The sequence below is a fragment of the Mycobacterium sp. 852002-51057_SCH5723018 genome (genome assembly GCF_001667035.1).
Lineage (GTDB): Bacteria > Actinomycetota > Actinomycetes > Mycobacteriales > Mycobacteriaceae > Mycobacterium.
Map to the genome: position 1 here is coordinate 187,063 of NZ_LZIR01000008.1, position 23,853 is coordinate 210,915.

Genomic DNA, 23,853 nt, shown 5'->3' on the forward strand with positions numbered 1-23,853 from the left:
TCTGGGCCCGAAAAACCCTGTGCGCCAAGGCGTTTTCCGCCGTCGACGCCGGACGGCGCCAATCGGCCCGTTCGCCGGGTTTGCCCGCTGCCCCGGCAGGGTATCAACTCGCCCATGACCGGCCCAGGAAACGTCGCCCCCACGCCCACCGGTGAAGTGTGGCCGGGCAAGGCCTATCCGCTGGGCGCGACGTATGACGGCGCGGGCACCAACTTCGCGGTGTTCAGCGAGGTTGCCGAACGGGTGGAGCTGTGCCTGTTCGACACCGACGGCAGCGAGAGCCGAGTAACGCTGCCCGAGGTCGACGGATTCGTCTGGCACGCCTACATACCCAACATCGAGCCCGGCCAGCGCTACGGCTACCGCGTCCACGGCCCGTACGACCCGCAGAACGGTTTGCGGTGCAACCCGAGCAAGCTGCTGGTGGACCCCTATTCGAAGGCCATCGACGGCTCCTTCGAGTGGAACCAAGCCCTATTCAGCTACAACTTCGGCGACCCCGACAGCCGCAACGACGACGACTCCGCCGCCTTCATGCCCAAGTCGGTGGTCATCAACCCGTTCTTCGACTGGGGCAATGACCGCCCGCCGGACCACCAGTATGCCGACACGGTCATCTACGAGGCGCACGTCAAGGGCCTGACGCAAACCCACCCGGACATCCCCGAGCAGCTGCGCGGCACGTATGCGGCCCTGGCGTACCCGGTGATCATCGACCACCTCAAGAGCATCGGCGTCACCGCGATCGAGCTGATGCCGGTGCACCATTTCGCCAACGACTCCACGCTGGTCGACAAGGGACTGTCCAACTACTGGGGCTATAACACCGTCGGATTCTTTGCGCCCGACTTCAAGTACTCCAGCGCGACATCCCCCGGCGGTCAGGTGCAGGAGTTCAAGGCGATGGTGCGGGCCCTGCACGAGGCGGACATCGAGGTGATCCTCGACGTGGTCTACAACCACACCGCCGAGGGCAATCACCTGGGCCCGACCGTGTCGATGCGCGGGATCGACAACGCCGCGTACTACCGGCTGGTCGACGATGACAAGCGCTACTACATGGACTACACCGGCACGGGCAACAGCCTCAACGTCGGGCATCCGCACGCGCTGCAGCTGATCATGGACTCCTTGCGCTACTGGGTCACCGAAATGCACGTCGACGGCTTCCGGTTTGACCTGGCCGCGACGCTGGCCCGCGAGTTCTACGACGTGGACCGGCTGGCGGCGTTCTTCGAACTGGTGCAACAGGATCCGACGGTCAGCCAGGTCAAGCTCATTGCCGAGCCGTGGGACGTCGGACCGGGCGGCTACCAGGTGGGCAATTTCCCGCCGCAGTGGACGGAATGGAACGGCAAGTATCGCGACGCGGTGCGCGACTTCTGGCGCGGTGAGCCCTCGACGCTCGACGAGTTCGCCTATCGGCTGTCCGGATCGGCCGACCTCTACGAGCATTCCGGGCGCAGGCCGGTCGCGTCGATCAACTTCGTCACCGCCCACGACGGGTTCACGCTGCGCGACCTGGTGTCCTACAACGAAAAGCACAACGAGGCCAACGGCGAAGACAACAACGACGGGGAGAGCCACAACCGGTCGTGGAACTGCGGCGCCGAGGGACCCAGCGACGACGCGGGCATCAACGAGCTGCGCGCCCGTCAGCAGCGCAACTTCCTGACCACCTTGCTGCTTTCCCAGGGTGTGCCAATGATCTGCCACGGCGACGAGCTCGGCCGCACCCAGCAGGGCAACAACAACGGCTACTGCCAGGACAACGAGCTCACCTGGATCGATTGGGCCCATGCCGATGGCGGCCTGCTGGAGTTCACCCGCGTGGTGTCCGCATTGCGCGCCGACCACCCGGTGTTTCGCAGGCGCCGGTTCTTTTCCGGCAAGCCGCTGGGCCGCCGCGGCCAGGACGGGCTGCCCGACATCGCCTGGTTCACCCCCGAGGGCACCGAGATGACCGACGAGGACTGGGGCGCGGGATTCGCGAAGTCGGTCGGGGTGTTCCTCAACGGCCACGGCATCCCCGACCTCGATGCGCGGGGCCAGCGGGTGCTCGATGATTCGTTCCTGCTGTGCTTCAACGCCCACCACGATCCGATCGAATTCACGCTTCCGCCAAAGGAATTCGGTGCCGCCTGGCGGCTGCTGGTGTTCACCGGGCCGGAGGAGGAGACGCCCGCCGACGAAGTGCCCGGGGGAGGCAAGCTCACAGTGGACGCCTACACCGCCGTGGTGCTGCACTGCCCGGACGGAGGCTGAGCGGGTTACATAGATCCGCCCGAGTGTTACGTCACCGCCTCCTGACCGATACGCTGTGCCTCCAGCGGCTCGTTACAGGAGAGAACGAATATGTCAAGGACAGTGGTGGTCGGCGCCTCGAGCGGACTCGGGCGCTGCATAGGTGTCGGCCTCGCGCAGCGCGGCGACCGGGTCGCCCTGCTCGCCCGGCGCCGCGAGCGCATCGAGGCGGCGGCCAACGAGGCGGGGCCGGGCACGATCGCCGTCGAATGCGACGTCACCGACGAGTCGTCCTGCCGATCGGCCATCACAGATGCCGCCGACGCGCTTGGCGGGATCGACAACCTCGTCTACACACCGGCCATAGGTCCGCTGGTCCGCATGGTCGACACCGATGCCGAAACCTGGCGGCGCGTCTTCGATACCAATGTCATCGGCGCGGCGCTGGTGACGGCGGCGGCCGTGCCACACCTGACGGCTTCCGCGGGCACCGCGATCTACCTCTCATCCCCGGCCGGCACGTTTGGACCGCCGTGGCCGGGTCTCGGAGCGTACGGCGTCAGCAAGGCAGCGCTCGAGAGACTCGTCGAAACGTGGCGGGCCGAACACCCCGACATCGGCTTCACCTGCCTCATCGCCGGGGAGTGCACGGGCGGCGAGGGCGACGGCCAAACGGGATTCAACATCGGCTGGGATATGGAGCTCGCCAGGAAGGCCCACCCGCTGTGGACTTCGCGGGGCTGCATGCCCGGCAAGTTGATGCCCGTCGAGGACCTCCTCGAAGTGGTGTACACGATCCTGCGCACCGGCGCGGCGACGTCGATGCCCCTCGTGGTCGTCAGAGGGGCGCCCGGCAGCCCGGCGGCGTTCGCTCAGTGACGGCCTAACCGCTCGCGCACCTTTTCCGCCAGGAAACGTCCGTTCGACGTCGGCCTGAAGGCCCGCGCCGCGTCGGTCAGCGCGTCGCGGGACTCCGGGCGCAGCTCGATGTCGGCGGCGGCGACGTTGAACTCGAGCTGCTCGACGCTGGAGGCGCCGGGAATGGCGACCACGCCCGGCAGGCTGATCAGCCAGGCCAGCGCCACCTGGGCCGGCTTGGCGCCCACCTCGGCGGCGACGTCGCGCAGCGTCTGCAGTAGCGGCTCGATGCGGCGCAGGTTCTCGGTGCCGAACAGCCGGTTCACCGCGCGGACGCCACCGGGACGGTTGTCCACGCCGTACTTGCCGCCCAGCAGCCCCTGCGCGAGCGGGCTGTAGGCGATCACGATGCGGTTCTCGCGCTCGGCGAAAGGGACGAGGTCGTCGAGCGCATCGGCGTGGGCGAGCGAGAAAAGCACCTGGTTGCTGATGACCGGGCGCCCGAGCGCGGCGTCGGCCTTGCGCCACCGCGCCAGCGAGTAGTTCGAGACGCCGGCCGCGCCGATCTTGCCGTCGTCGAGCAGGTCGCGCATGCCCGGCATGATCACCGAATCGGGGACCACCGGATTGGGCTGGTGGATCTGGTAGAGCGGAATGCGGTCGAGCCCGAGGCGCCGCGCGCTGGCGCGTTCGCGCTGCTTGATCACCGCCGGGAACGGCGCGACCGGCATGATCTTGCTGGCCACCGCGACCTCGGCGCGCTCGTCGCCGAGCGCCTCGCCGAGGATCCGTTCACTTTTGCCCAGCCCGTACACCTCGGCCGTGTCGAACAGGGTCACCCCCAGGGCGCGGGAGCGCCGCACGATGTCGCGCGCGGCGCCGGTGGCGTAACCGTCCCCGTACCCCCACTCGCGCGACCCGAACTGCCAGGTGCCCAGGCCGATTCGGCTGACCCGTCCGACCCCGTCGACGTCGAGATATTTCATAGCTCCACCCTAGGCGAGGCAATCGGTCGCCCGGCCCGCCGTCAGCCGGGGATCTTGTTGAGCACGTAGTTGGCGATGCTGACCGCCGATTGCCGCGACCGTTCGGCGTCGGTCGTGCCGCCGCAGCTCACCGCGAGGTCGACGACGACGTTGGCCTTAGCCCCGATCGCGCGGGTGGTCCGGACCTGTAGCCCCTTGGGCGCGAGGTCCAGCGTGGTGATGCCGTTGCCGGCATCGGCGAGACTGCCCACCGAATAGTGGATCGGTGGGCCGCCGGAAAGCGTCGCCGTCACGGTCGAGCCTCCGCATTGGCGCCAGCCGGACAGCGCGTTCGCCAGTTGCGATTGGGCAGCCGGCGGATCACGAAAGGCGAGGACCGCCAGGACGACTTCGACCGACTTGAGCAGGCTGCGGGTGTCGGAGAATTTTGCCGCGTGGTAGCCGGCGATCGCGTCGGCCGTGAAGGCATCCGGCGTCCCGGCGGCGATGCTTCCCCAGCACTCCGGGCGGTCGATGGTGCCCTCCGCGCCGGGTCTGCCGGCACGGTCCCGCGTGGGGCCGGCCTCGAGATTCTGATCGGCGGTGATGTTCTTGAGATCGGTGACGCTGGGCAGCAGCGCCGCGACGGTGGGCGGCTCGACCGTCGGTCCGGAAGGAGCTGCGGTCGTGGTGGTCGTGGGGGACGCGGCGTTCCGGCCGGACGGGGCCGGCAAGGCGGCGAGGGTGGCCCACGTGACCAGAGCGAGGACGGTCAGCGTGATGAACGCATACGACAGCATCACCCCCGCCAGGGCGCGGTCGCGGCCCGGCTCACCGGTGCGGCGGATTTGCGCGAGCCCCAGGTGGCCCAGGATCGCGCCGGCGGGCGGGAACACGAAAGCGAACACCAGCGACAGCGTCGCCAATGCGTTGGCGGGCGGGCGGTGCGGCGGCGCAGGAGGTGGTGTGAAGGCCGGCGGCTGCGCGGGCGGCCCCGCGGGTGGCACGCGGCCGAGCGGGTCGTAACTGAATGGGCCGTACCCGATAGGGTCCTGCGGGTCCGTCACGCCAGTGGCCTCCTTAGCCTGGCAGCCTCACCAAAATGTAGCCGACGGTGCGCTTTTCGGGGCGCGGCTGAAAACTGGAATTTCTACAGGCCGGCGTTTGAGGAATCCCCGGCCGGGTAACCGCGCACGGTGGGTTTTCTCGTCGAGTCGTGGCCAGAAAACTGGCACCGCAGCCGGCTGTTTCGAATGCTGAGCCTCGGCGGTTACATCGCCTTCGACCTGCCCAGGGTGGTAACGGGATTGGGGGCGGTCCTGCTGCTCGGCGTCGCCGCCTCGCACGCCTATCTGCTGACCCGCCAAGACACGCTGCCGTGGTACTTCGCCGGCTACGCCGCCGTCGTGATCGTCGGATGTGTGCTGATCGCCGGCGGGATGGGGTTCGGCCGTAATCCCCGTGTGCCACAAGCGAGTTGGCTTTTCGGCAGCCTGCTTTCGGCCGTCGTTCTCGGCGTCGACGTCGCCACCCGGTGGGCCAGCCTGCCCGGACTGACGGGCGTGACCGGACGCTGGGACGTGGCGCCGGTGACATTCGCGCTCGCCTTCGCGTGCGCATTCATCGCACTGCACGCGTCGGTGCTGCTGGGCATCAATGCCGCCTATCCGCACCGGCAGCACTGGGAGGACTGAGCGGGGCTTTTCCAGGATGACCCAGGCCATGACAACGCTTGACTACCCGGCGTGGCTACGCGTCGAGCATTGGCTCAACGTCTTGTTTCTGACGCTGCTCCTGCGCAGCGGCATCGAGATCCTGTCGACCCACCCCAAGCTGTACTGGCGCGAGGACAGCAAGCCCGGGACGGAGTGGGCCCGCTTCACCACCAAGACCATGCCGAGCGACCGGCTCTACGACACCCTCGACGAAGAGGAGGCCTACAGCTCGCTGGTGGCCCTGCCTGGCCACAAGAGACTCGGCATGGGGCGGCACTGGCACTTCATCTCGGTGATCGGGTGGATCCTGGTGGGGCTTTCCTACTACATCCTGCTGTTTGCAACCGGTCAGTGGCACCGGTACTGGCCCTACTCGTGGTCGATCTTTCCCGAGGCGTTGAACGACATCGTCACCTACGCGACGTTCAATCTGCCCCCGCTGCTTCCCGGTGAACCGCTGGACGCCATCCAGAAGCTGACCTACGCCGGCGTCATCTTCGTACTCGCCCCGTTCCAGATCCTCACCGGCGCGGCCCAATCCCCGGCGATCGAGGCCCGGTTCCCCTGGTTCGTCCGCCTCTGGGGCGGGCGGCAAGCCGCGCGCAGCCTGCATTTCCTCGGGCTGGTCGCGTTCGGCGTATTCATCATGATCCACCTGTCCATGGTGTTCTTCTGGGGCTGGGGGCAGCTCAACGCCTCGATGATCTTCGGCTCGGTGCGCAACCTCAATTGGGCCACCGCGTGCTCGTTCGCCATCATCGGCGCGATCGTCGCCGTCCATGTCGCGGCCACGGTGTGGAGCCTGCGCCGGCCGGTGCAGGTGCGCCGCATACTCGGCGCAGTGACCACCCGGGTCCGCCTGATCCTGTTGCGCCCGCTGGACTCTCGGCAGGACTATCCGGAAAGGATGCTCTCGGAGGAACACCGCGTCAATGGCAAACCGCCGTGCTCGGCCGAATACAAGGTGATGGCGGTGCACAACTTTGTCGACTGGCGACTGCGGGTGGGGGGGCTCGTCGAGAACCCGGTGACCCTGGACCTGCCCGCGTTGCGCGCGCTGACCCAACCCCAGCGGCAACGCGTCCTACACAACTGCGTCCAGGGTTGGACCAGCATCGGCGAGTGGCAGGGCCTGCCCCTGGCCGCGCTGGCCGACCTGGTGCGCCCGCTGCCCCAGGCGCGCTTCGTGTGCTTCCTGACGATGCAGGACACCGGCCGCGACGAGCCGAGCGCGGAAGGGGAGGGACAGTTCTACGAGGTGATCGATCTCCAAATGGTGGACAAGCCGCAGACGATCCTGGCCTATGCGATGAACGGAAAACCGTTGCCCATCAAGCACGGTGCGCCGTTGCGGCTGCGGGTGGAGACCCAGGTCGGCTTCAAGATGGCCAAATGGATCAACCAGATCGAGTTCGTCGACGACCACCGCGGCATCGGCTACGGCCTGGGCGGCTGGCGGGAGGACAACGTCCATTACGACAAGGACGTGGAGATCTAGCGTGCGTCACGACGCGGCGGTGCGCCCCGAACTCATCGACCTGGACCGGGCCGCACGCGAACGGGTCTCGGAGCAGATCGCGGCCAAGGGCGGGCACTGCGAGTGTTGCGGCGCAAAGGAATTCGACGTGGGTGACGCCCTATACCTGGGCTTTTTGTTCCTCGACGAGGAGCCCGACGCGTACATGATCGCGCTGACCTGCCGCAACCCCGATTGCGCCAAGCCCCGCACCGGGATCGTGGTGGGCGAGAAGGACTTTCTCGGGTCGTAGTCTCGAGCGGTGACAACCGCCGAGCGGTGTCAACCGCGGCGAAAACGCCTCGCGCGGGCCGGCGGGCTCTCGCTGAACCTCGGCTGAGCGAGCCGGAACCGGTCGATCAGGTGGGACAAACCGCGCAGCTCGTCGCACACCGCATGGAACGTGCGCTCGCCGGCGTCGTCGAGCTCGCCCAGCGAGCTGTAATGCACCAGCCGCCGTAGCCGCCCCGCCAGCACCGTGCCCCACCTGATGCTGAAGTCGTAGCGCTGGCCTTCGCTTATCGGTGCTTGGTCGTCTTGCCTGCCAAGTTCCTTGAGCGCCTTGATCTGTTCGTTGATCAATTCCACGTCGTCGTCGATCTCGATCGCCGTGCGGGTCTGGTCTTGTGTCGCGCTCATCGGTGTCTCCTCCGCGGCTACAGGTGGGGCTTGGCGATGCTGACCACGTAGGGCGCCGCGGCCAGGGTGAGATATACGCGGTGGGGGCCGATGGCCATCCCCGACGGTCGCGCCGACCGCGCCTCGCCGCCGGGCAGCGCCGCCCGGTAGTCGATGACCCGGATGATGGGAATCGTGCGGTCGGGAAAGCCGGTGAACGTCGCCGTCTGCAGCACCACCAGCGCGTGGTCGGTGGCCGCGTAGATCCGGCTGTCGTCGGTGCCCAGCTCGCGGATCGGTCCCGGCAATCGCGCGCTCGCCAGCACCTCCAATCCGTGGTCGCCACGGCGTGCGTCAACGGCGTAAAGCACGCTGTCGTCGCGGCCGGCCACATAGCTGCGGCTCACCGCGGCGCCGTCGCCCGCCGACACGGCGACATCGATGCCCAGCGAGCCGCGTTCGCTGGGCGGTGACGAGGAGCCCTTGTAGTAGCGGATCCCGGACGGCGCGTACAGGTGATAGTCGATGTCGCGGCCGCGGTTCGCGCCGTCGATGCTGTCGGCGGGATCGCCGGTGATCCCGGCGGTCGGCAGTTTCCGAAATCCGTACTGGTCCACCGGCGTCACCGACGTCCCATCGGCCGACAGGGCGAGCAACACCCGCATCCCCGCGTCCTCCGACAGGTAGGCCGGAGCTGGGCCGGCATCGAAATCGCTGACCTGGCGCAGGCTTTGCAGGTCCACGACGGCAACCCGGGCGCGCTCGGGTTGCGGCACGAACACCACCCGGTCGTCCTGGCTGATCTGCAGGTCGCGTCCCACCGGCATGGGCGCGGACAGCCGCGTCTTCGCGTCCCCGGGACGGTCGCCGGGGGTGACCTCGGCGAGCCGGTGATCGTCGGTGATCGCGACGAGGTTGTGCGTGCTGTATGACCACACCGGCTGGCTCAGCGGCGCCCCGACGGACCACGACACCACCTCGGGCCCGCTCTCCAGCGACGATCCCGGGACGGCGCAACCCGCGGCGACGAGCGCGGCACCGGCCACCGCCCAGCGGCGCAGCAATCGCGCGCGACGCCTCGTCGCGGGGTCCGCTCCGACGACCACGATCTGCTCACCGGCCTTTCGCTGTGTTTTGCCCAAAGCACTACCCCCACCAGGGCAGTTCACACCTGTCGACCGCGCTGCACGCGGACCGTTTGGTGCTCGCGACGGTCGGGTAGCCCGCTAGACAGCGCGCAACAGCCCGCGCGCTGATCGTCCAAAGATGATGGGCAGAAGGGGAGGACATATGGCTCACAGTGCCATCAAGTCGCCCACCGATGTGGTCGACTTTCTCGTCAGCCAGCACGAGCAGATCAAGTCTTTGTTCGCCGAAACGCTCGCGGCCTCAGGCAAAGAGCGAGAGAAGGCCTTCGTCGAGCTCCGGAGACTGCTCGCCGTGCACGAAACCGCCGAGGAGGAGATCGTTCACCCGCGCGCCAAGCGGAAGATCGGCGACGGCGCCGCGGTGGTGGAGAAGCGCTTGGAAGAAGAGCACGAGGCCAAGACGGTCCTGCAGAAGCTGGAAAAGCTCGACGTCGACAGCGAGGAATTCACCCGCCTGCTGACGCAGCTGCGGGACGCGGTGGTGGACCACGCCGAGCACGAGGAGTCCGATGAATTCGCGCGGCTGGGTGAGGAATTGAGCGACGACGAGCTGAAACGGATGGGCCGCGCCGCCAAGCTCGCCGAGGCGATCGCGCCCACCCGCCCGCACGCCGGCGTCGAATCCCAGGCGGCCAACCTGGCCGCGGGCCCGTTCGCGGCGATGCTGGACCGCGCGCGGGACGCCATCATGGGGAAGGGCTAGCCGACCCAGCCCAGCGTTTCCCACCGATACGCAGGGGTATGCCCAGGGACATGACGGCCCTGGGCTATCTCCCGTGACACGATCATCAACAGCGAAGACAACCAGCGCCGCGCGCTACCTACCCCAAGATCGCGGCCTGGATTCGCTGAAGTCGGCGGCCGACCGGTGCCACGGCTGCCCGCTTTACGCCGACGCCACCCAAACGGTCTTCGGTCACGGCCGGCCGGGGGCGCCCATCATGCTGGTCGGCGAGCAGCCGGGTGACCAGGAGGACCGCGCGGGCCTGCCGTTCGTCGGGCCCGCGGGGCGACTGCTGGCCCGGGCACTCGACGAGGCCGACATCCACCCGACGCTGAGCTATCAGACCAACGCCGTCAAGCATTTCAAGTTCACCCGCAAGGGCGGCAAGCGGCGGATCCACCAAAAGCCGAGCCGCACCGAGGTCGTCGCGTGCCGGCCGTGGCTGATCGCCGAGATCGAAGCGGTGCGCCCGCAGGTCATCGTCTGCCTCGGCGCCACCGCCGCGCAATCCCTTCTCGGACCGGCCTTTCGGGTGTCCGCTGAGCGCGGTCAGGTCGTCGGGCTGCCCCAGGAGGTCGGCCTGGACCTGACGCCCGAGCCGATCGTGGTCGCGACCGTGCACCCCTCGTCGGTGCTGCGGGACCGCAGCGAGTCCCGCGAGGAGGCCTACCGGCTATTCGTCGACGACCTGCGCAGCGCGCGCAACGCCTATTCGCCTTCTTAGCCCGTCAGCTCTTCCTGTGTGGGAGGAACTCCTGCGCTTTGGTTTTCAGGCCCACCTTGACGAAGCCGACGCGGTCCTCGTCACCGGACAGCACCGCGGTGGTCGCCGCCTTGAATTGGTCCCAGGTGGCGTGCGGCGGAATCGGCGGCATGTCGGGGTCGGTGTAGACGTCGAGCACGGTGGGGCGGTCCGCGGAGAGCGCGTTGCGCCACGCATCCCCCAGTTCGTCCGGGTCCTTGATGGCCATCGCACCGAGGCCCAGGCTGGCAGCGAACCCGGCGAAGTCCACGTCGGGAAGGTTCTGCGACTCGGCGAATTTCGGGGAGCCGGCCATCGCCCGCATCTCCCACGTGACCTGGTTGAGGTCGTTGTTGTGCAGGATCGCCACGATCAGTCGGGGGTCGCCCCATTCCTGCCAGTACCGCTTGATCGTGATCAGCTCGGCCATGCCGTTCATCTGCATGGCGCCGTCACCGGCGAACGCGATGACGGGCCGGCGCGGGTGAGCGAACTTGGCGCCGATCGCGTACGGGACACCGGGGCCCATCGTGGCGAGGGTCCCCGACAGTGAGCCCCGGATGTTGCCGCGGAACTTCAGGCAACGCGCGTACCAGTTGGCCGCCGACCCGGAATCGGCCGTGACGATGGCGTCCTCGGGCAGCATCGGGGAGAGTTCGGAGAACATCCGCATCGGGTTGATGGGGTCGGCGCTGACCTTCGATTCCATCTCCATGGTCTCCCACCACCGGGCCACATTGGCCTCGATCGTCTGGCGCCAGCTCCTGTCCTCCTTGCGGCGCAGGTGGGGAATCAGTGCCCGAAGCGCCGCCTTGGCGTCGGAAACGAGGTTGACCTCATACGGGTAGCGCATGCCGATGAAGCGGCCGTCGACGTCGATCTGCACCGCGCGGGCTTGCCCGAACTCGGGCAGGAACTGCGTGTACGGGAAGCTGGAACCGACCGTGAGCAGGGTGTCGCAGTCCCGCATCAGCTCGTAGCTGGGCCGGGTCCCGAGCAGGCCGATAGAGCCGGTGACCCACGGCAATTCGTCGCTCAATACGTCCTTGCCCAACAGCGCCTTGGCCGCCCCGGCGCCGAGCAGCTCGGCGACCTCGACGAGCTCATCGCGGGCGCCGCTCGCACCGTTGCCGACCAGCATGGCCACCTTGCTGCCTTCGTTGAGTACCTGTGCGGCGCGCTGGATGGCCGCGTCGCCGGGGTCGACGGCGGGCCACTCGATGCCCAGGCTGGAGGGCACCATCTTGAACGCGTGGGTGGGCGGTGAGTACTCCAGCTCCTGTACGTCGGCGGGGATGATCAACGCCGTCGGCGCGCGCTGTGCCATTGCCACCCGGATGGCACGGTCGAGGACGTTGGGCAATTGCTCTGGCACGGTGACCATTTGGACGTAATCGCTGGCGACGTCCTTGAACAGGGTCAGCAGGTCGACCTCTTGCTGGTAGGACCCGCCCATGGCGCTGCGGTTGGTCTGGCCGACGATGGCGACCACCGGAACGTGGTCCAGCTTGGCGTCGTAGAGCCCGTTGAGCAGGTGAATCGCCCCGGGTCCCGACGTGGCCATGCACACCCCGACCCGGTCGCTGAATTTCGCGTAGCCCACCGCCTCGAAGGCGCTCATTTCCTCGTGCCGCGATTGGATGAACATGGGCTTGTTGTCCGCGCGCCCGAAGGCGGCGAGGATCCCGTTGATCCCGTCGCCGGGGAAGGCGAACACGTGTTCAACCCCCCAGCTCCGCAGTCGTTCCAGCAGGAAGTCCGAGACCTCTTGTTTCGACATCGTTTGCCTCCTAGGCAAGACTGTTGGGGTGATGTGGGCGAGCGTTTTTTCGCTCGCGTCGGTCGGTCGGCACTGATCGACTCCGGATCGCCATGTGTTCGACTTTCCGGCGGGCCCCGCGTGATGCGGCGGCGGCACTCACCACACCGCGAGGCGTACCCCGCAATCGCCGTGCTTATTCATCGCTTATTCATCGGTCTTGTCGGCGAAGTGCGCCCGTTGCGTGAATCGTCTGCCGGGTGCAGCGGGCACGGGCGGCAGGTACCGGTTTGCCAGCCCGGCCTCGCTATCAAAACCCTTGCGGCACACCGTTTGCCAAGTATGTCAAGCCGGCGGTTCGCACGGTTTCCGGGTCCAGCGCGTTCCTGGTGTCCACGACGACCGCCTGCGGGGCGTCGTGCGCGATGGCTTGCCAGTCGAGGTCGCGGAACTGCGGCCATTCGGTCAGCACGACGATCGCCTCCGCCGCCTTGGCGGCCCGATACGGGTCGTCGACGGCGGTCACCTGGGCCCGGTGCAGGACGCCGGGATCGATGTTGGGCAGCTGCGGGTCGTAGCCCATCACCTGGGCGCCGGCATGGGCCAGTTTCAGGCAGGCGGCCAGCGCGGGGGAGTCCCGAGTGTCGCTGGTGTCGGCCTTGAAGGTCAGCCCCAGCGCCGTGATCCGGCACCCCGCCAGGGGCCGGGCCATCCGGTCTCGCAGGGCGGTGGCGATCCGCTCGGCCTGGGCGGTGTTGGTCCGCCGGGCGGCGTCGACCTCGACGAAGGACACCCCATGGCGGTGGGCGGTGTGCAGCAGCGCCGCGGTGTCCTTGGGCAGGCAGGACCCGCCCCAGCCCGGCCCGGGCCGCAGGAATTCCGGCCCGATCCGCCGATCGGCACCCATGCATCCGGTCACGTCCTCGATGTCGGCGCCAACCCGGGCGCACAGCGCGGCGAGCGAGTTCGTGTAGGAGAGCTTGACGGCCAGGAAGGCGTTGCTGGCGTACTTGGCGAGTTCGGCGCTCTCCGGGCTCATCCGCAGCACCGGGGTGGCGCCGAGGCCGTACGCGCGTTCCACCATCTCGGCAGTCGACTCGTCATCGGTGCCGATGACGAGTCGATCGGGGTGCCGGAAGTCGTGCACGGCCCGGCCCTCACGCAGGAACTCGGGTGTGGACACAACGCGAATGCCGTTGTCGCGCAGGCATTCCGCCATCGCCGATGTGGTGCCGACGGGCACCGTCGACTTCAACGCCACGATGGCGCCGCGCCGAAGGACGCCGCCGAGCCGGTCGACGGCCGACCGCACCGCACTGAGGTCCGCCCGCCCGTCCTTTTCAGCCGGGGTAGGCACGCAGACGAAGACGACGTCGCGGTCGGCCAGCGCGCCGAAGTCGGCGACAAAGCTCAACCCACCGCGGGCGAGCCCGTCGCGAAGCAGCTCAGGCAGCTCCGGCTCGTCGATCACCGGGATCCCGGCCGCCAGCTTGCGCACCCGGTCCTGGTCGATGTCGACCGCGACGGTGTTCAGCCCCTGCGCGGCCACGCAGACCGCGGTGGTCAAACCGACGTAGCCGGCCCCCACCACGCCGACGCGCGGTGCGTTATTCAATGCGCGCCGCTCCTCCTCATCGCTTCGCTCTGCATCGTCGCCGGCGACGACATGGCGCGGCTCCTCCTCATCGCTTCGCTCTGCATCGTCGCCGGCGCGATTCATGCAGTCTCCCTTAAGATTTGGCGGCTCGCGGCCAGCACCCTGCCAACCGTGATCAGGAGCAGCCCTTGGTGTGGCACATCGGCGTGCGGGTCACCGACGCCGCCCGCCCACAGCGCGATGTGGGGGGCCGGACCGCGCGGCCCCTCCCGGCCGGGGGCGGTGGGGCCGAACAGCACCACCGAGGCCGTGCCGGTCGCGGCGGCCAGGTGCGCGACACCGGTGTCGCCGCAGATCACCAGCCGGCTGTCGGTGATCAGCGCGGTCATCGACATCAGGTCAAGCAGGCCGGCCACCACCGCCGTTCGCGGCAACCGGGCCGCCGTGGCGACCCGATGCGCGAGTTCGAATTCGTTGGCCGAACCCGTGATCACGATTTCGTGGCCCTCGTCGCGCAGGGCCGCCGCCACTGCCGCGAACCGTTCGGGCGGCCACTGACGCGCCGGTGCCGACGCCCCGGGATGGATGACCACGCCCCCGGTCCAGTCTGGGTACACCGGGGGCCGCGGTAGCACGACATCGTCTGGTTTGCAAGGGATTCCGGCCCACTCGAGCAGGGCGCACCAGCGATGCACCTCGTGCCGTTCGGCGCGCCACGGCGGCCCCGGCAGGGCCGGGTGACGGCGATGGCCATGGGTGAGCACCGCCTGGGGGTGCCAGGTGAGCACGTGATCGATGCTTTCCGGTCCGCAGCCGTGCAGGTTGACGGCCAGCCCCGGGGGCCGCGGCAGCGGACGCAGGTCGCCCAGACCGGCGGTCGGCAGCAGCTCGTCGATCGCGCCGGTGAGCAAGGCCAGCTCGCGGTAGCCCACCGGAGCGGCGAGCATCACCCGGGCGTCGGGGTAATGCCGGCGCAGTCCCCGCAGGGCCGGCACCGCTGTCAGCAAGTCTCCGAGCCCCAGGGCGCGCAGCACGACGATGGTGTCGGCCGCGTCATCCTCGAGGACCTGGCGGCCCTTCGGGCCTAGGGCCACGACGACTCCGTGGGGGCGCAGATCACCATCTCACGCACCTCGCATCCGGCGGGCTGGGAGAGCGCGAAAAGCACCGTGTCGGCGACGTTCTCGGGCCGGTTGAGCTTGGCGTCCGCCGGCGGCTTGTACTGGTCGGGCCGTCCGTCGAAGAACGGCGTGTGCATGCCGCCGGGGATGAGCAGCGTCACGCCCACCTCGCCCGCCAGTTCGGCCGCCAGCGCCCGGGTGAAGCCGACGACCCCGAATTTGGACGCGCAGTAAGCGGTGGCATCGCTGACCGCTTTGATGCCCAACGTGGAGGCGCACGTGACGATCCGCCCGCGGGTGGCCTTCAGGTACGGCAGGGCCGCGCGAATGACGGCGGCGGTGCCGATCAGGTTGACGGCGATGACCTGTTCCCACTCCTTGGCCGGCACCTGCTCGAGGGTGCCGCAGCAGTCGATGCCCGCCGCGCTGAAGACGCCGGTGATCCGGCCCTCGACCCGTTCGGCCAGCGACTCGACGGCGCTGGTGACCGCGCCGGTGTCGGCCAGGTCGGCGGCGGCGTACGCCACGTCTGGTGCGTCTGGGGCCGGCGGTTTCTTGTCGATGACCAGCGGCACGCCGCCGCGCCGGACCACCGCGGCCACCGTGGCGGCGCCGAGTCCGGACGAGCCGCCGGTGATCAGTACACCTTCGAGCGATTGTGCCGTCATATCAAGGCCTTTCGGATAGGGCGCGACCGGTGCTCGCGGCCGCGATCAAGCGGGAAGACGAGTAACCGGCCACGGTGGGCAGGATGATCACCGTGCCGCCGTGGCGCTGCACGGTCGCGGCTTCGGGGAGCTGGGCGGCCACGTAATCGCCGCCTTTGACCCAGATATCGGGACGCAGCGTCTCCAGCACGCGCTCCGGGGTCGGCCCGTCGAAGATCGCCACCGCGTCGACGCAGGCGAGCGCGGCCAGAACCCGGGCCCGGTCGACGTCGGGCATCACCGGCCGGCCCGCACCCTTCAGCGCGCGCACCGACTCGTCGGAGTTCACCAGCACGATCAGGGCGTCGCCGAGTTCGCGCGCCTGGCGCAGCAGCCGGATGTGCCCGGTGTGCAACAGGTCGAAGCAGCCGCCGGTGGCCACGACGGTTCGCCCGCTGCGGCGCAGCCGTTCCGCAAGCGCCAACGCGTCGACAACCGCGGTGTCCTCGGGCGGGGCGTCCGTCGACGGGACGCCGGCCTCACCGGCGGGCACCAGGGTCGATACCGCGGCGGCGCCGCCGGCGGCGACGAATCGGGCGGCGTCGGTGACCGCGGCCTGCACCGCGGCGACCGGGTCGAAACCGGCGCCCAGAGCCACGGCCGCCGCGACGGAGAACCGGTCCCCGGCCCCGCAGACATCGGCCGCGCCGGCCCCTACCTGGCGGGCGCCGTCCGGGACTGCGACGTGCCGGGTGCCCAGCTGCGGGTCGTACAGCAGCGCCCCGTGGGCGCCGCGGGTAATGCACACCGCGCCGGCGCGCCACTTCCCCAGCAATGCCTCCCCGGCGTCGCCCGCCGCGGTGTCGCCGCAAAAGTGGCGCGCCTCTTCCTGATTCGGCGTCACCAGCGCGCACCCGGGCACCGGCGGCGCCCCCCGCGGGTGCGGATCCCAGACCACGGGCACTCGGGAGACCAGGTCGCACAGCGCCTTTCGGATGTCCGGCAGTGCGGTCACGCCGGCGCCGTAGTCGGCGACGCAGATCGCGCGAGCGGTGGCCAGGGTTTCGCGCACCTCCTTGGAAAGGGGCTGGTTGACCGGCGCACCGTCACCCCGGTCGAGCCGGAGCATCGACTGACCGAGGGCCCGGATCCTGGTCTTGGTCACGGTTGTCCCGCTCATCGGCAGCGCAAGCACCCTGACCCCGGCGGCCGCGAGCAGGCCGCGCAGCTGGCGGCCCGCGTCGTCGGCGGCGATGCCGGTGATCAACACCACGGCAGTTTCGGTCCGGGCCGCGAGCAGGGCCGCCAGCCCGGCCCCGCCCGGCCGTGTCACGAGCCGTTCGGCATCGACCACCGGCACCGGCGCCTCGGGGCTCAGCCTCGTCGCCGAGCCTTCGATATCGACGTCGAGGATTGAATCACCAACGATGACTAGCGGTTTGGCGGTCACGGCGTTTCCTCTGGTTCCCGTCCCAGCAGCACGTCGTCGAGCGCCATGCACAATCCGTGCACCAGCATCAGATGGATCTCCTGCACGGTGGCCGTGGTGGCCGCGTCGACGCAGATGGCCTCGTGGCACATCGCGGCCAGCTCGTTGGGCGCCGGGCCGGTGAGCGCCCACGTCACCATTCCCACGTCGTGCGCGGCCTTGACCGCGGCCAGCACGTTGCGGCTGGTACCGCTGGTGGACAGCGCCACCAGCACGTCGCCGCGCCGCCCGTGCGCCCGCACCCCGCGGGCGAACATCGCCTCTTCGCCGTAGTCGTTGGTGATCGCGGTCAGGGCGGACGTGTCGGCGTGTAAGGCGATGGCCGACAACGGGATCCGCTCCTCCCGAAAGCGGCCGACGATTTCGGCGGTGAGGTGCTGGGCCTCCGCGGCGCTGCCCCCGTTGCCGCACGCCAACAGGCGGCCCCCGCCGGAGAGCACCGCCGCCAGGTGACGCCCCCAGCCGCGCAGCCGGGTTGCCTCGGAGCTGGTGCGGTCCACCGCTTCTCGCAGCGCATCGAAGTGCACTTCTAGCATGGGTCTCCTCCTTCCCGCCGCAGTTGCCGCCTTATAGCGCCCAGCAGTTCGGCGTCGGTGATGTGGTCCAGGCACGGGTGGCCTGCCACCGGGCAGACCCGGGCACGGGTGCCGCGGCACGGCGCGAGCTGGTCGCCGAGCACGGTCACCCGGCGCCCGAACGGTCGCCACTGCTCGACCGGGACCACCGGCGCGAACAGCGACATCACCGGCGCGCCGGCCGCCGCGGCCAGGTGCGCGGGGCCGGTGTTGGGGACCACGACGACGTCGGCGGCGGCAAACACCGCCGCCAGTTCGGCGAAGCTGGTCTGGCCGCCGAGGTCGACGGCCGCGTCGCCGGCGACGGCGGCGGTCAGCTCGGTCTCGTCTGGGCCGCCGGTGACCACCACCCGGTAGCCGGCTCGTGCCAGCGCCGACACCATGGCCGCGCTGCGTTGCTGGCTCGGCCGCCGGGCCGGGACCGCTGCGCCGGGGTGGAACACCATGAACGGGCCGGTGCCGACTTGGGCCGCCAGCGGGGCGGGCAGCGGGCGGACGGCACGGATCCGCAGCGCGCCGTCGTCACCGGCGGGCAGCGTGCATCCCGCCGCCTCCGCGAGCGACAGCGCGCGCCGCGGCTCGGGGATTCCGTCGGGCACCCGATGCCGCAGATCCAGCAGCGTGCCGGGGTAGTCGGTGCAGATCGCCCCCACCCAGGGCGCCGATGCCATCCGGCACAGCAGCGCCAGCGGCAGCGGGGACTGGTGAAACGACGTGAAGATGTAGACCCTGGCGGGCGCGATGTCCCGCAGCTGCTTGATCAGCGCGTCGGCATGGGCGGCCGTCAGCTCGGGGGAGTCAAAATCAACCCAGGGCGCTTGCCATTCGACGATTTCGTCCACACCCACCAGCAGCTCCGCGGCGTCCCGGCCGCGCGGGCCGACCAGCATCACCACCCGGTCGTGGTGGGCGGCCACCGCGCGCACCGCCGGACCGGTGATCAGCACGTCGCCGGCGCTGTCGAGGCGGGCCACCACCGCGGTGTTCGGTGCCCTTTTCGTTGGCACGGTCATTGGCACTCCCGAAGCACCAAAGCCACGGCGTCCTCGAGGGTTTCGGCGACCCGCGCGTGCGCGCGCGCGTGGTGGATCTCGCCCGGCAGGGTCCGCCCGGTGGGCACCAGCACGGCCTTCGCGTCGGCGGCCAGCGCGGCCTGCACGTCGCCGCCGGTGTCGCCGATCATCACGCACCGGGTGGGCGGTACCGCCAGCGCCTCGGCCGCCGCCAGCACCATCCCCGGGCGCGGTTTGCGGCACCCGCAGCCGTCGGACTCCCCGTGCACACATACCTGCCAGGTGTCGAACGGCCCGAGGACTTCGTCGACCCGGGCGTTGACGGCGGTGAGCTGGTCCGGACTGACCAGCCCGCGCGCCACGCCGGACTGGTTGGTCACGACCCCGAGCAGCAACCCCCGCCGGCGCAGGCGGGCCAGCGCCCGCCCGGCGCCGTGGGTGGGCCGCACGCCCGCGGGGTCGTTGAGGTACGGCTCATCGACAATCAGGGTGTCGTCGCGGTCGAGCAGCACGGCCAGCGGTGGGTCGCGCCGGGCCCGGCGAAACGTCCACTCGCCGGCCAGCCGGTGGGCGACCGCGACCGGCGGGATGAGAACGCTGGTCACCGAAAGTCGAAGCGCCTCAACGGCGGACCGCGGGCCGGCCAGCCAGCGCCTGGCCGCGAATTCCGCCGTCAGCCCCACCCAGAGCGCCGCCGCGGCGCGGGCCACCAGGCCCCGGCGCCCCAGCGCGGCGGCGATGGCGACCCCGCCGGCCGCCGTGGTCGCGGCGTGCGCCGGCATCCTGCCGGGGCCCTCGCCGACCTTGGTGCGCCAGGATCGGCCATGCTTGCGGCGCATCAGGGCGTTGTCGCGGTTGCCCACCTGGGCGCGCACGCTGGACCGCCAGGTGGCGCGGGCGACGGGGTGGGTGCTGCGACGCTCGCCGCGCGCGATCTGACCGCCGGCCTCCGTGATCCGCACCGCCAGGTCGGAGTCTTCGCGGTAGGCGCGGGGGAACCGCTCGTCGAAGCCGCCGACCGCGACCAGGACGTCGCGGCGATACGCCATGTCGGCGGTGATCCAGCGCGCCCCGGCCAGTCGCAGGGTCCGGCGCTCGTCGTCGGTGGGCCGGCGCGAGGTCTCCGCCGGCACCTCGATCACCGCCTGCGAGCCGACCGCGCCCGCCGCGTCGGCGGCGTCCAAGTCGGCCGCCAACGCCGATAACCACCGCGGATCGGGCTCCACATCGTCGTCGAGGAAGCACACCCAGCGCGTGGTGGCGGCGCGCCATCCGACGTTGCGCGCGGCGGCCGGTCCGCGCCCGCCGCTGCGCAGCACCCGAATGGCCAAGCCCGTGGTGAGCGGGAGGGCGGTGGTCGGGTTTGGCCGGTCGTCGACCACCACCACGTCCACCGGCGCCGGACCCGAGCCGCGCTCGAGCGCGATCAGCAAGCGGCGCAAGGACTCTCGGCCGACTGTGGCCACCACGATCGCGTAATCGGACGGTCTGGACGTCATCGGCGTCGCCTGAGCACGTAGGGGCCGATGGCCAGCACGTCGATCGGGGAGCTGCCGAACACCTCGAGCGCGTCGCGCGGCGTGTCCACCATGGGCCGCCCGGCGGTGTTGAAGCTGGTGTTGACCACCACCGGGACCCCGGTGCGCTCGGCGAAGCGGCTGATCGTGGCGTGCAGCCGCGGATCCGTTGCCTCCTCGACGGTTTGGATCCGCGCCGTGCCGTCGACGTGGGTGACCGCGGGGATGCGGCCGCGCCAGTCCTCGGCGACGTCGTGCACGAACAGCATGTACGGACTGGGAAGAGGTCCGCGCGAGAAGATCTCGGCGGCCCGTTCGGCCAGGACCATCGGGGCGACCGGCCGGAACTGTTCGCGTCCCTTGACGTTGTTGAGCCGCTCCAGGTTGGCGGGGTGGCGCGGGTCGGCCAGCAGGGATCGGCCGCCCAGGGCGCGCGGGCCGAATTCGGCGCGGCCCTGGAACCATCCGATCAACCGGTTGTCGGCCAGCGCGTCGCCGATCGCGGCGGCCAAGTCGTCGGGGCGCTCGTAGTCGACGGCCGCGTCGTCGAGCGCCGCCCGGATCTGTTCGTCGGACCAGCCGCGGCCCAGCTGCGCCGAGGGCATCGGCGCGACCGGCTCGCCGAACGCGGCGGCCAGACTCAGCGCCGCCCCCAGCGCCGTGCCGGAATCGCCGGCGGCCGGCTGCACCCACACCCGGTCGAAGCCCGACTCGGCGTAAATGCGGGTATTGGCAACGCAGTTCAGCGCCACACCGCCGGCCAGGCACAGGGCATCGCCGTCGGTACGGTCGCGCAGCCAGCCGACCAGGTCGAGCAACACCTCTTCGACGACACGCTGCACGCTGCAGGCGAGATCGGCGTGCACCGGGTCGAGCGTGCGTTCGTCCGGCCGGCGAGCGGGCGCCAAATCGTCCCAGGCGATCGGCTCGGTGCGAAAGCCGCCGTCGCCGCAGGCGTACACGCGCTCCCGTAGCTGCTCGGCGAACCGGGGGCTGCCGTAGGAGGCCATGGCCATCACCTTGTACTCGTCGCTCGAGCGCGCGAAACCCAAATGCTCCGTGAGGCTTTCGTAGAGCAAGCCCAGCGAGTGCGGCAGGGCCTGGGAAGCCAGTATGTCGAGCTTGTGGTCCCGGTACACCCCGGCGAGCATCGAGGTGCGTTCGCCGCGGCCGTCGACCACCAGCACCGCGGTGTCCTGGTGCGGTGAGGCGAGCGCCGTCGATGCCGCGTGCGCGACATGGTGGCGGACGTGGCGCACCACGGCGGGATTGAGGCCGGGCACCGCCGTGGCCAGGAAGCGCGGTGCTCGCTCGGCATACATGGTGCGCAGGTGCTCCCAGTCCCGGTCGAGGCCGGCCGGGTCGACCGGCTCCTCGTACATCAGCGCAGGATCGTACGAGTATCCGACGGCATCGATTTCGCGCGGCTCCACCCCGGCGTGATCCAGACACCAGCGGATGGCCGCGACGGGCAGCTCCCACGTGGAGAACGGAACCGCCTGCTTACCGTGCTTGCGCCGGGAGAATCGTTCTTCCTCGGCGGCCGCCACCACCTCGCCGTCGACTACCAGGGCCGCCGCCGAATCGTGAAAAACCGCGTTGACACCCAGAATTCGCACCGCGCCTCCTACTTCGTGAACTGCTCGGCGGCCGAGACGAAACCCCGGTGGGGGTCCTCCGCCGCTATGCGGAACCACTGCACGGTGGTACTCAGCCCGGTGCGGTAGTCGACCCGCGGCTCCCAGCCCAACTCCCGGCGGGCCAGCGTGATGTCCGGGCACCGGCGCTGCGGGTCGTCCACCGAGGGCGGGGTGAGCTGGATCGTGGAGTTACTGCCGGCCAGATCGCGGATCAGCTCGGCGACCGCCAGCACCGTGAGTTCGGCCGGGTTGCCGACGTTGACCGGGCCGCTGAAGTCGCTGTGCGCCAATTCGATCAGCGCTTCGACGGTGTCGTCGACATAACACAGGGAACGGGTCTGTAGGCCGGTGCCGGACACGGTCAGCGGGTCTCCGCGCAGCGCCTGGCGGCAGAACGTCGGAACCATCCTGCCGTCGTCGGGCCGCATGCCCGGCCCATAGGTGTTGAAGATGCGGGCAACGCCGACATTGGCCCGGCCCAGGCGGTGATAGGCGAACGTCAGCGCTTCCGCATAGCGCTTGGCCTCGTCGTACATGCTGCGGGGGCCGACCGGATTCACGTTGCCCCAATAACTTTCGTGCTGCGGATGCGCCTCCGGGTCGCCGTAGACCTCGCTGGTGGACGCCAAGACGAACCGCGCGCCGGCGCGTTCGGCGATCTCGAGCGCCGTCGCGGTGCCCACCGACCCGGCCCGCAGCGTCGCGATGGGCAACCGCTGATAATCGACCGGCGAGGCCGGCGACGCCAGGTGGAACACGGTGTCGAAGGACGTGCCGAGGATTTCGATCGCGCCTGGATCGCAAATATTATGCTGCACAAAGCGATACCCGGGCCGCCCGGCCAATCGGTCCGCGGCTCCGGGGGCGCTGGTGGACAGGTCATCGACGCTGACCACCTCGACGTCGGCGCCGAGCAGCCGCTCGCACAGATGGACCCCTAGGAAGCCGGCACCGCCGGTGACCAGGACGCGGGATAGGGAACGCATCCGGCTTTGATACCCGGCACTGCGGGGCTGAAACCGGGTTTCGCCGACCGATTGCCGGGTAGCCGCACCGGTCATGGCAGCCTCGCCGAAAGATCCGCCTCGCACCTCGTTCGTCATCGCGACGCGTGACCGCTCCGCGGAGCTCTGCACCGTGCTGAGCCGCCTGCTGGCCACCACCGATTGCCCGATCATCATGGTGGACAACGCATCCCGTGACGATTCGGTGACGGCAGCCACCCGTATCGCCGACGCTGCCGCCGGTCGGGTGACCGTCGTCGGGCTGGACCGCAACGAGGGCGCGGTGGCGCGCAACATCGGCGTGGCGCACTGCAGCACACCGTACGTCGCCTTCTGCGACGACGATTCGTGGTGGGAGCCGGGCGCTCCCGCGCGCGCCGAGGCGATCTTCGACGGGCATCCGAGTGTCGCGCTGCTGGCCGCCCGCACAGTGATGTGGCCCCAGCGGCGTGACGATCCGCTCGTCGCGGAATTCGCCGACAGCCCGCTCGGGCACGATCCGGACCTGCCGGGCCCGTCCATCCTGGGCTTCCAGTCATGCTCGGCGATGGTGCGCAAGGCGGCGTTCGAGGCGGTCGGCGGGTTCAGCCCCATCCTGCACTTCAGGGGCGAAGAGGATTTGCTCGCTTGGGATCTCGCTGCCTGCGGCTGGAACCTGTGCTTTTGCCCCGCATTGGTGGCATACCACCAACCTTCGCCGACCCGCTCACCCAGCCAGGTCCAGCAGGCGCGGGTCCGGCGCAACGCGCTGCTCACCGCGTGCCTGCGCCGGCCCGCCGACCGGTGCACCCGGGCCGCGGCCGGTCTCGCCTGGGCGGCCGCACACGACACTGCCCACGCCAAAGCGCTGCTCGAGGCCGTGGCCGCGCTGCCGGCCGTGCTTCGTGCCCGGAGGCGACTGCCCGATCCGGTGGAGCGATCGGTACGGATGCTGGAAAAACGCCGAGCCACAATATAACTC

At 69.9% G+C, this 23,853-nt stretch carries 22 protein-coding genes; 8 read left to right on the forward strand and 14 right to left on the reverse strand.

Annotated features, from left to right (window positions below):
* Positions 1–114: 114 nt before the first annotated feature.
* The gene (gene glgX, locus A5764_RS03285) at positions 115–2,265 is read left to right on the forward strand and encodes a glycogen debranching protein GlgX (RefSeq protein ID WP_067108438.1); all 2,151 of its coding nucleotides are present in this window, start codon (positions 115–117) and stop codon (positions 2,263–2,265) included.
* A 102-nt stretch (positions 2,266–2,367) separates the two neighbouring features.
* A complete protein-coding gene (locus tag A5764_RS03290) occupies positions 2,368–3,123 on the forward strand; it encodes an SDR family oxidoreductase (protein WP_082951450.1) in 756 nt (251 codons plus the stop codon).
* On the opposite strand, the gene A5764_RS03295 is transcribed toward A5764_RS03290, so the two are convergent.
* Positions 3,117–4,088 carry an aldo/keto reductase gene (locus tag A5764_RS03295; protein WP_067108444.1) on the reverse strand — a complete coding sequence of 324 codons (972 nt, stop codon included), beginning with the start codon at positions 4,086–4,088 and terminating at the stop codon, positions 3,117–3,119. The two genes, A5764_RS03290 and A5764_RS03295, sit on opposite strands and share 7 nt — an antisense overlap.
* 41 nt (positions 4,089–4,129) lie before the next feature.
* Positions 4,130–5,134 (reverse strand): sensor domain-containing protein, encoded by a 1,005-nt coding sequence (locus A5764_RS03300; RefSeq protein WP_067108447.1) that lies wholly within the window; start codon positions 5,132–5,134, stop codon positions 4,130–4,132.
* Positions 5,135–5,263: 129 nt separating this feature from the next.
* On the opposite strand from A5764_RS03300, the gene A5764_RS03305 reads away from it, so the two are divergent.
* Genes A5764_RS03305 through A5764_RS03315 form a run of 3 tightly spaced genes read left to right on the forward strand, consistent with a single transcriptional unit; the run spans position 5,264 to position 7,551 of the window.
* Positions 5,264–5,761, forward strand: coding sequence for an oxidoreductase (locus tag A5764_RS03305; RefSeq protein ID WP_231989588.1), 498 nt, complete (start codon positions 5,264–5,266; stop codon positions 5,759–5,761).
* Positions 5,762–5,789: 28 nt separating this feature from the next.
* Entirely contained in the window at positions 5,790–7,280 is a 1,491-nt protein-coding gene (locus A5764_RS03310) for a molybdopterin-dependent oxidoreductase (RefSeq protein WP_067108757.1), read from the forward strand.
* Position 7,281: 1 nt separating this feature from the next.
* Complete coding sequence (locus A5764_RS03315; protein ID WP_067108450.1) at positions 7,282–7,551, forward strand: hypothetical protein; 270 nt, start codon at positions 7,282–7,284, stop codon at positions 7,549–7,551.
* Positions 7,552–7,580: 29 nt separating this feature from the next.
* Here the strand turns inward: A5764_RS03315 and A5764_RS03320 are convergent, their stop codons facing one another.
* Together A5764_RS03320 and A5764_RS03325 are read right to left on the reverse strand one after the other, a co-directional pair.
* The gene (locus A5764_RS03320) at positions 7,581–7,937 is read right to left on the reverse strand and encodes a hypothetical protein (protein ID WP_067108453.1); all 357 of its coding nucleotides are present in this window, start codon (positions 7,935–7,937) and stop codon (positions 7,581–7,583) included.
* A gap of 17 nt (positions 7,938–7,954) precedes the next feature.
* On the reverse strand, positions 7,955–8,980 hold the full coding sequence (locus tag A5764_RS03325) for a hypothetical protein (protein ID WP_067108761.1): 1,026 nt from the start codon (positions 8,978–8,980) through the stop codon (positions 7,955–7,957).
* A gap of 226 nt (positions 8,981–9,206) precedes the next feature.
* Between A5764_RS03325 and A5764_RS03330 the strand changes: the two genes are divergently transcribed.
* Together A5764_RS03330 and A5764_RS03335 are read left to right on the forward strand one after the other, a co-directional pair.
* Positions 9,207–9,767 carry a hemerythrin domain-containing protein gene (locus A5764_RS03330; RefSeq protein WP_067108456.1) on the forward strand — a complete coding sequence of 187 codons (561 nt, stop codon included), beginning with the start codon at positions 9,207–9,209 and terminating at the stop codon, positions 9,765–9,767.
* Positions 9,768–9,840: 73 nt separating this feature from the next.
* Positions 9,841–10,512, forward strand: a complete 672-nt coding sequence (locus tag A5764_RS03335) for a UdgX family uracil-DNA binding protein (RefSeq protein ID WP_067108459.1) — start codon at positions 9,841–9,843, stop codon at positions 10,510–10,512.
* A 4-nt stretch (positions 10,513–10,516) separates the two neighbouring features.
* Here A5764_RS03335 and A5764_RS03340 read toward each other — a convergent pair whose 3' ends face one another.
* The 10 genes from A5764_RS03340 to A5764_RS03385 form a co-directional block, all read right to left on the reverse strand.
* Positions 10,517–12,310 (reverse strand): thiamine pyrophosphate-requiring protein, encoded by a 1,794-nt coding sequence (locus tag A5764_RS03340; RefSeq protein ID WP_067108470.1) that lies wholly within the window; start codon positions 12,308–12,310, stop codon positions 10,517–10,519.
* Positions 12,311–12,599: 289 nt separating this feature from the next.
* The gene (locus tag A5764_RS03345; protein WP_067108763.1) at positions 12,600–13,904 is read right to left on the reverse strand and encodes a UDP-glucose/GDP-mannose dehydrogenase family protein; all 1,305 of its coding nucleotides are present in this window, start codon (positions 13,902–13,904) and stop codon (positions 12,600–12,602) included.
* A 101-nt stretch (positions 13,905–14,005) separates the two neighbouring features.
* Positions 14,006–14,980: a glycosyltransferase family 9 protein gene (locus tag A5764_RS03350; RefSeq protein ID WP_231989590.1), complete on the reverse strand. Its 975-nt coding sequence runs from the start codon at positions 14,978–14,980 to the stop codon at positions 14,006–14,008.
* Entirely contained in the window at positions 14,971–15,675 is a 705-nt protein-coding gene (locus A5764_RS03355) for an SDR family oxidoreductase (RefSeq protein WP_067108480.1), read from the reverse strand. Before A5764_RS03355 ends, A5764_RS03350 begins: the two co-directional genes overlap by 10 nt.
* A gap of 1 nt (position 15,676) precedes the next feature.
* Positions 15,677–17,104 carry a PfkB family carbohydrate kinase gene (locus tag A5764_RS28715; RefSeq protein ID WP_067108482.1) on the reverse strand — a complete coding sequence of 476 codons (1,428 nt, stop codon included), beginning with the start codon at positions 17,102–17,104 and terminating at the stop codon, positions 15,677–15,679.
* A complete protein-coding gene (locus tag A5764_RS28720; RefSeq protein ID WP_067108484.1) occupies positions 17,101–17,679 on the reverse strand; it encodes an SIS domain-containing protein in 579 nt (192 codons plus the stop codon). The genes A5764_RS28715 and A5764_RS28720 overlap by 4 nt, the downstream gene beginning before the upstream one ends.
* A complete protein-coding gene (locus tag A5764_RS28725) occupies positions 17,673–18,731 on the reverse strand; it encodes a glycosyltransferase family 9 protein (RefSeq protein ID WP_082951452.1) in 1,059 nt (352 codons plus the stop codon). The genes A5764_RS28720 and A5764_RS28725 overlap by 7 nt, the downstream gene beginning before the upstream one ends.
* Positions 18,728–20,230, reverse strand: coding sequence for an HAD-IIIA family hydrolase (locus A5764_RS03375; RefSeq protein ID WP_067108488.1), 1,503 nt, complete (start codon positions 20,228–20,230; stop codon positions 18,728–18,730). Before A5764_RS03375 ends, A5764_RS28725 begins: the two co-directional genes overlap by 4 nt.
* Positions 20,227–21,867, reverse strand: a complete 1,641-nt coding sequence (locus tag A5764_RS03380) for a carbamoyltransferase C-terminal domain-containing protein (protein ID WP_067108496.1) — start codon at positions 21,865–21,867, stop codon at positions 20,227–20,229. The genes A5764_RS03375 and A5764_RS03380 overlap by 4 nt, the downstream gene beginning before the upstream one ends.
* A gap of 8 nt (positions 21,868–21,875) precedes the next feature.
* Positions 21,876–22,949 (reverse strand): NAD-dependent epimerase/dehydratase family protein, encoded by a 1,074-nt coding sequence (locus A5764_RS03385; protein WP_067108498.1) that lies wholly within the window; start codon positions 22,947–22,949, stop codon positions 21,876–21,878.
* Here A5764_RS03385 and A5764_RS03390 point away from each other — a divergent pair.
* A complete protein-coding gene (locus A5764_RS03390; RefSeq protein WP_067108500.1) occupies positions 22,948–23,850 on the forward strand; it encodes a glycosyltransferase family 2 protein in 903 nt (300 codons plus the stop codon). The two genes, A5764_RS03385 and A5764_RS03390, sit on opposite strands and share 2 nt — an antisense overlap.
* The last annotated feature ends 3 nt before the right edge of the window (positions 23,851–23,853 follow it).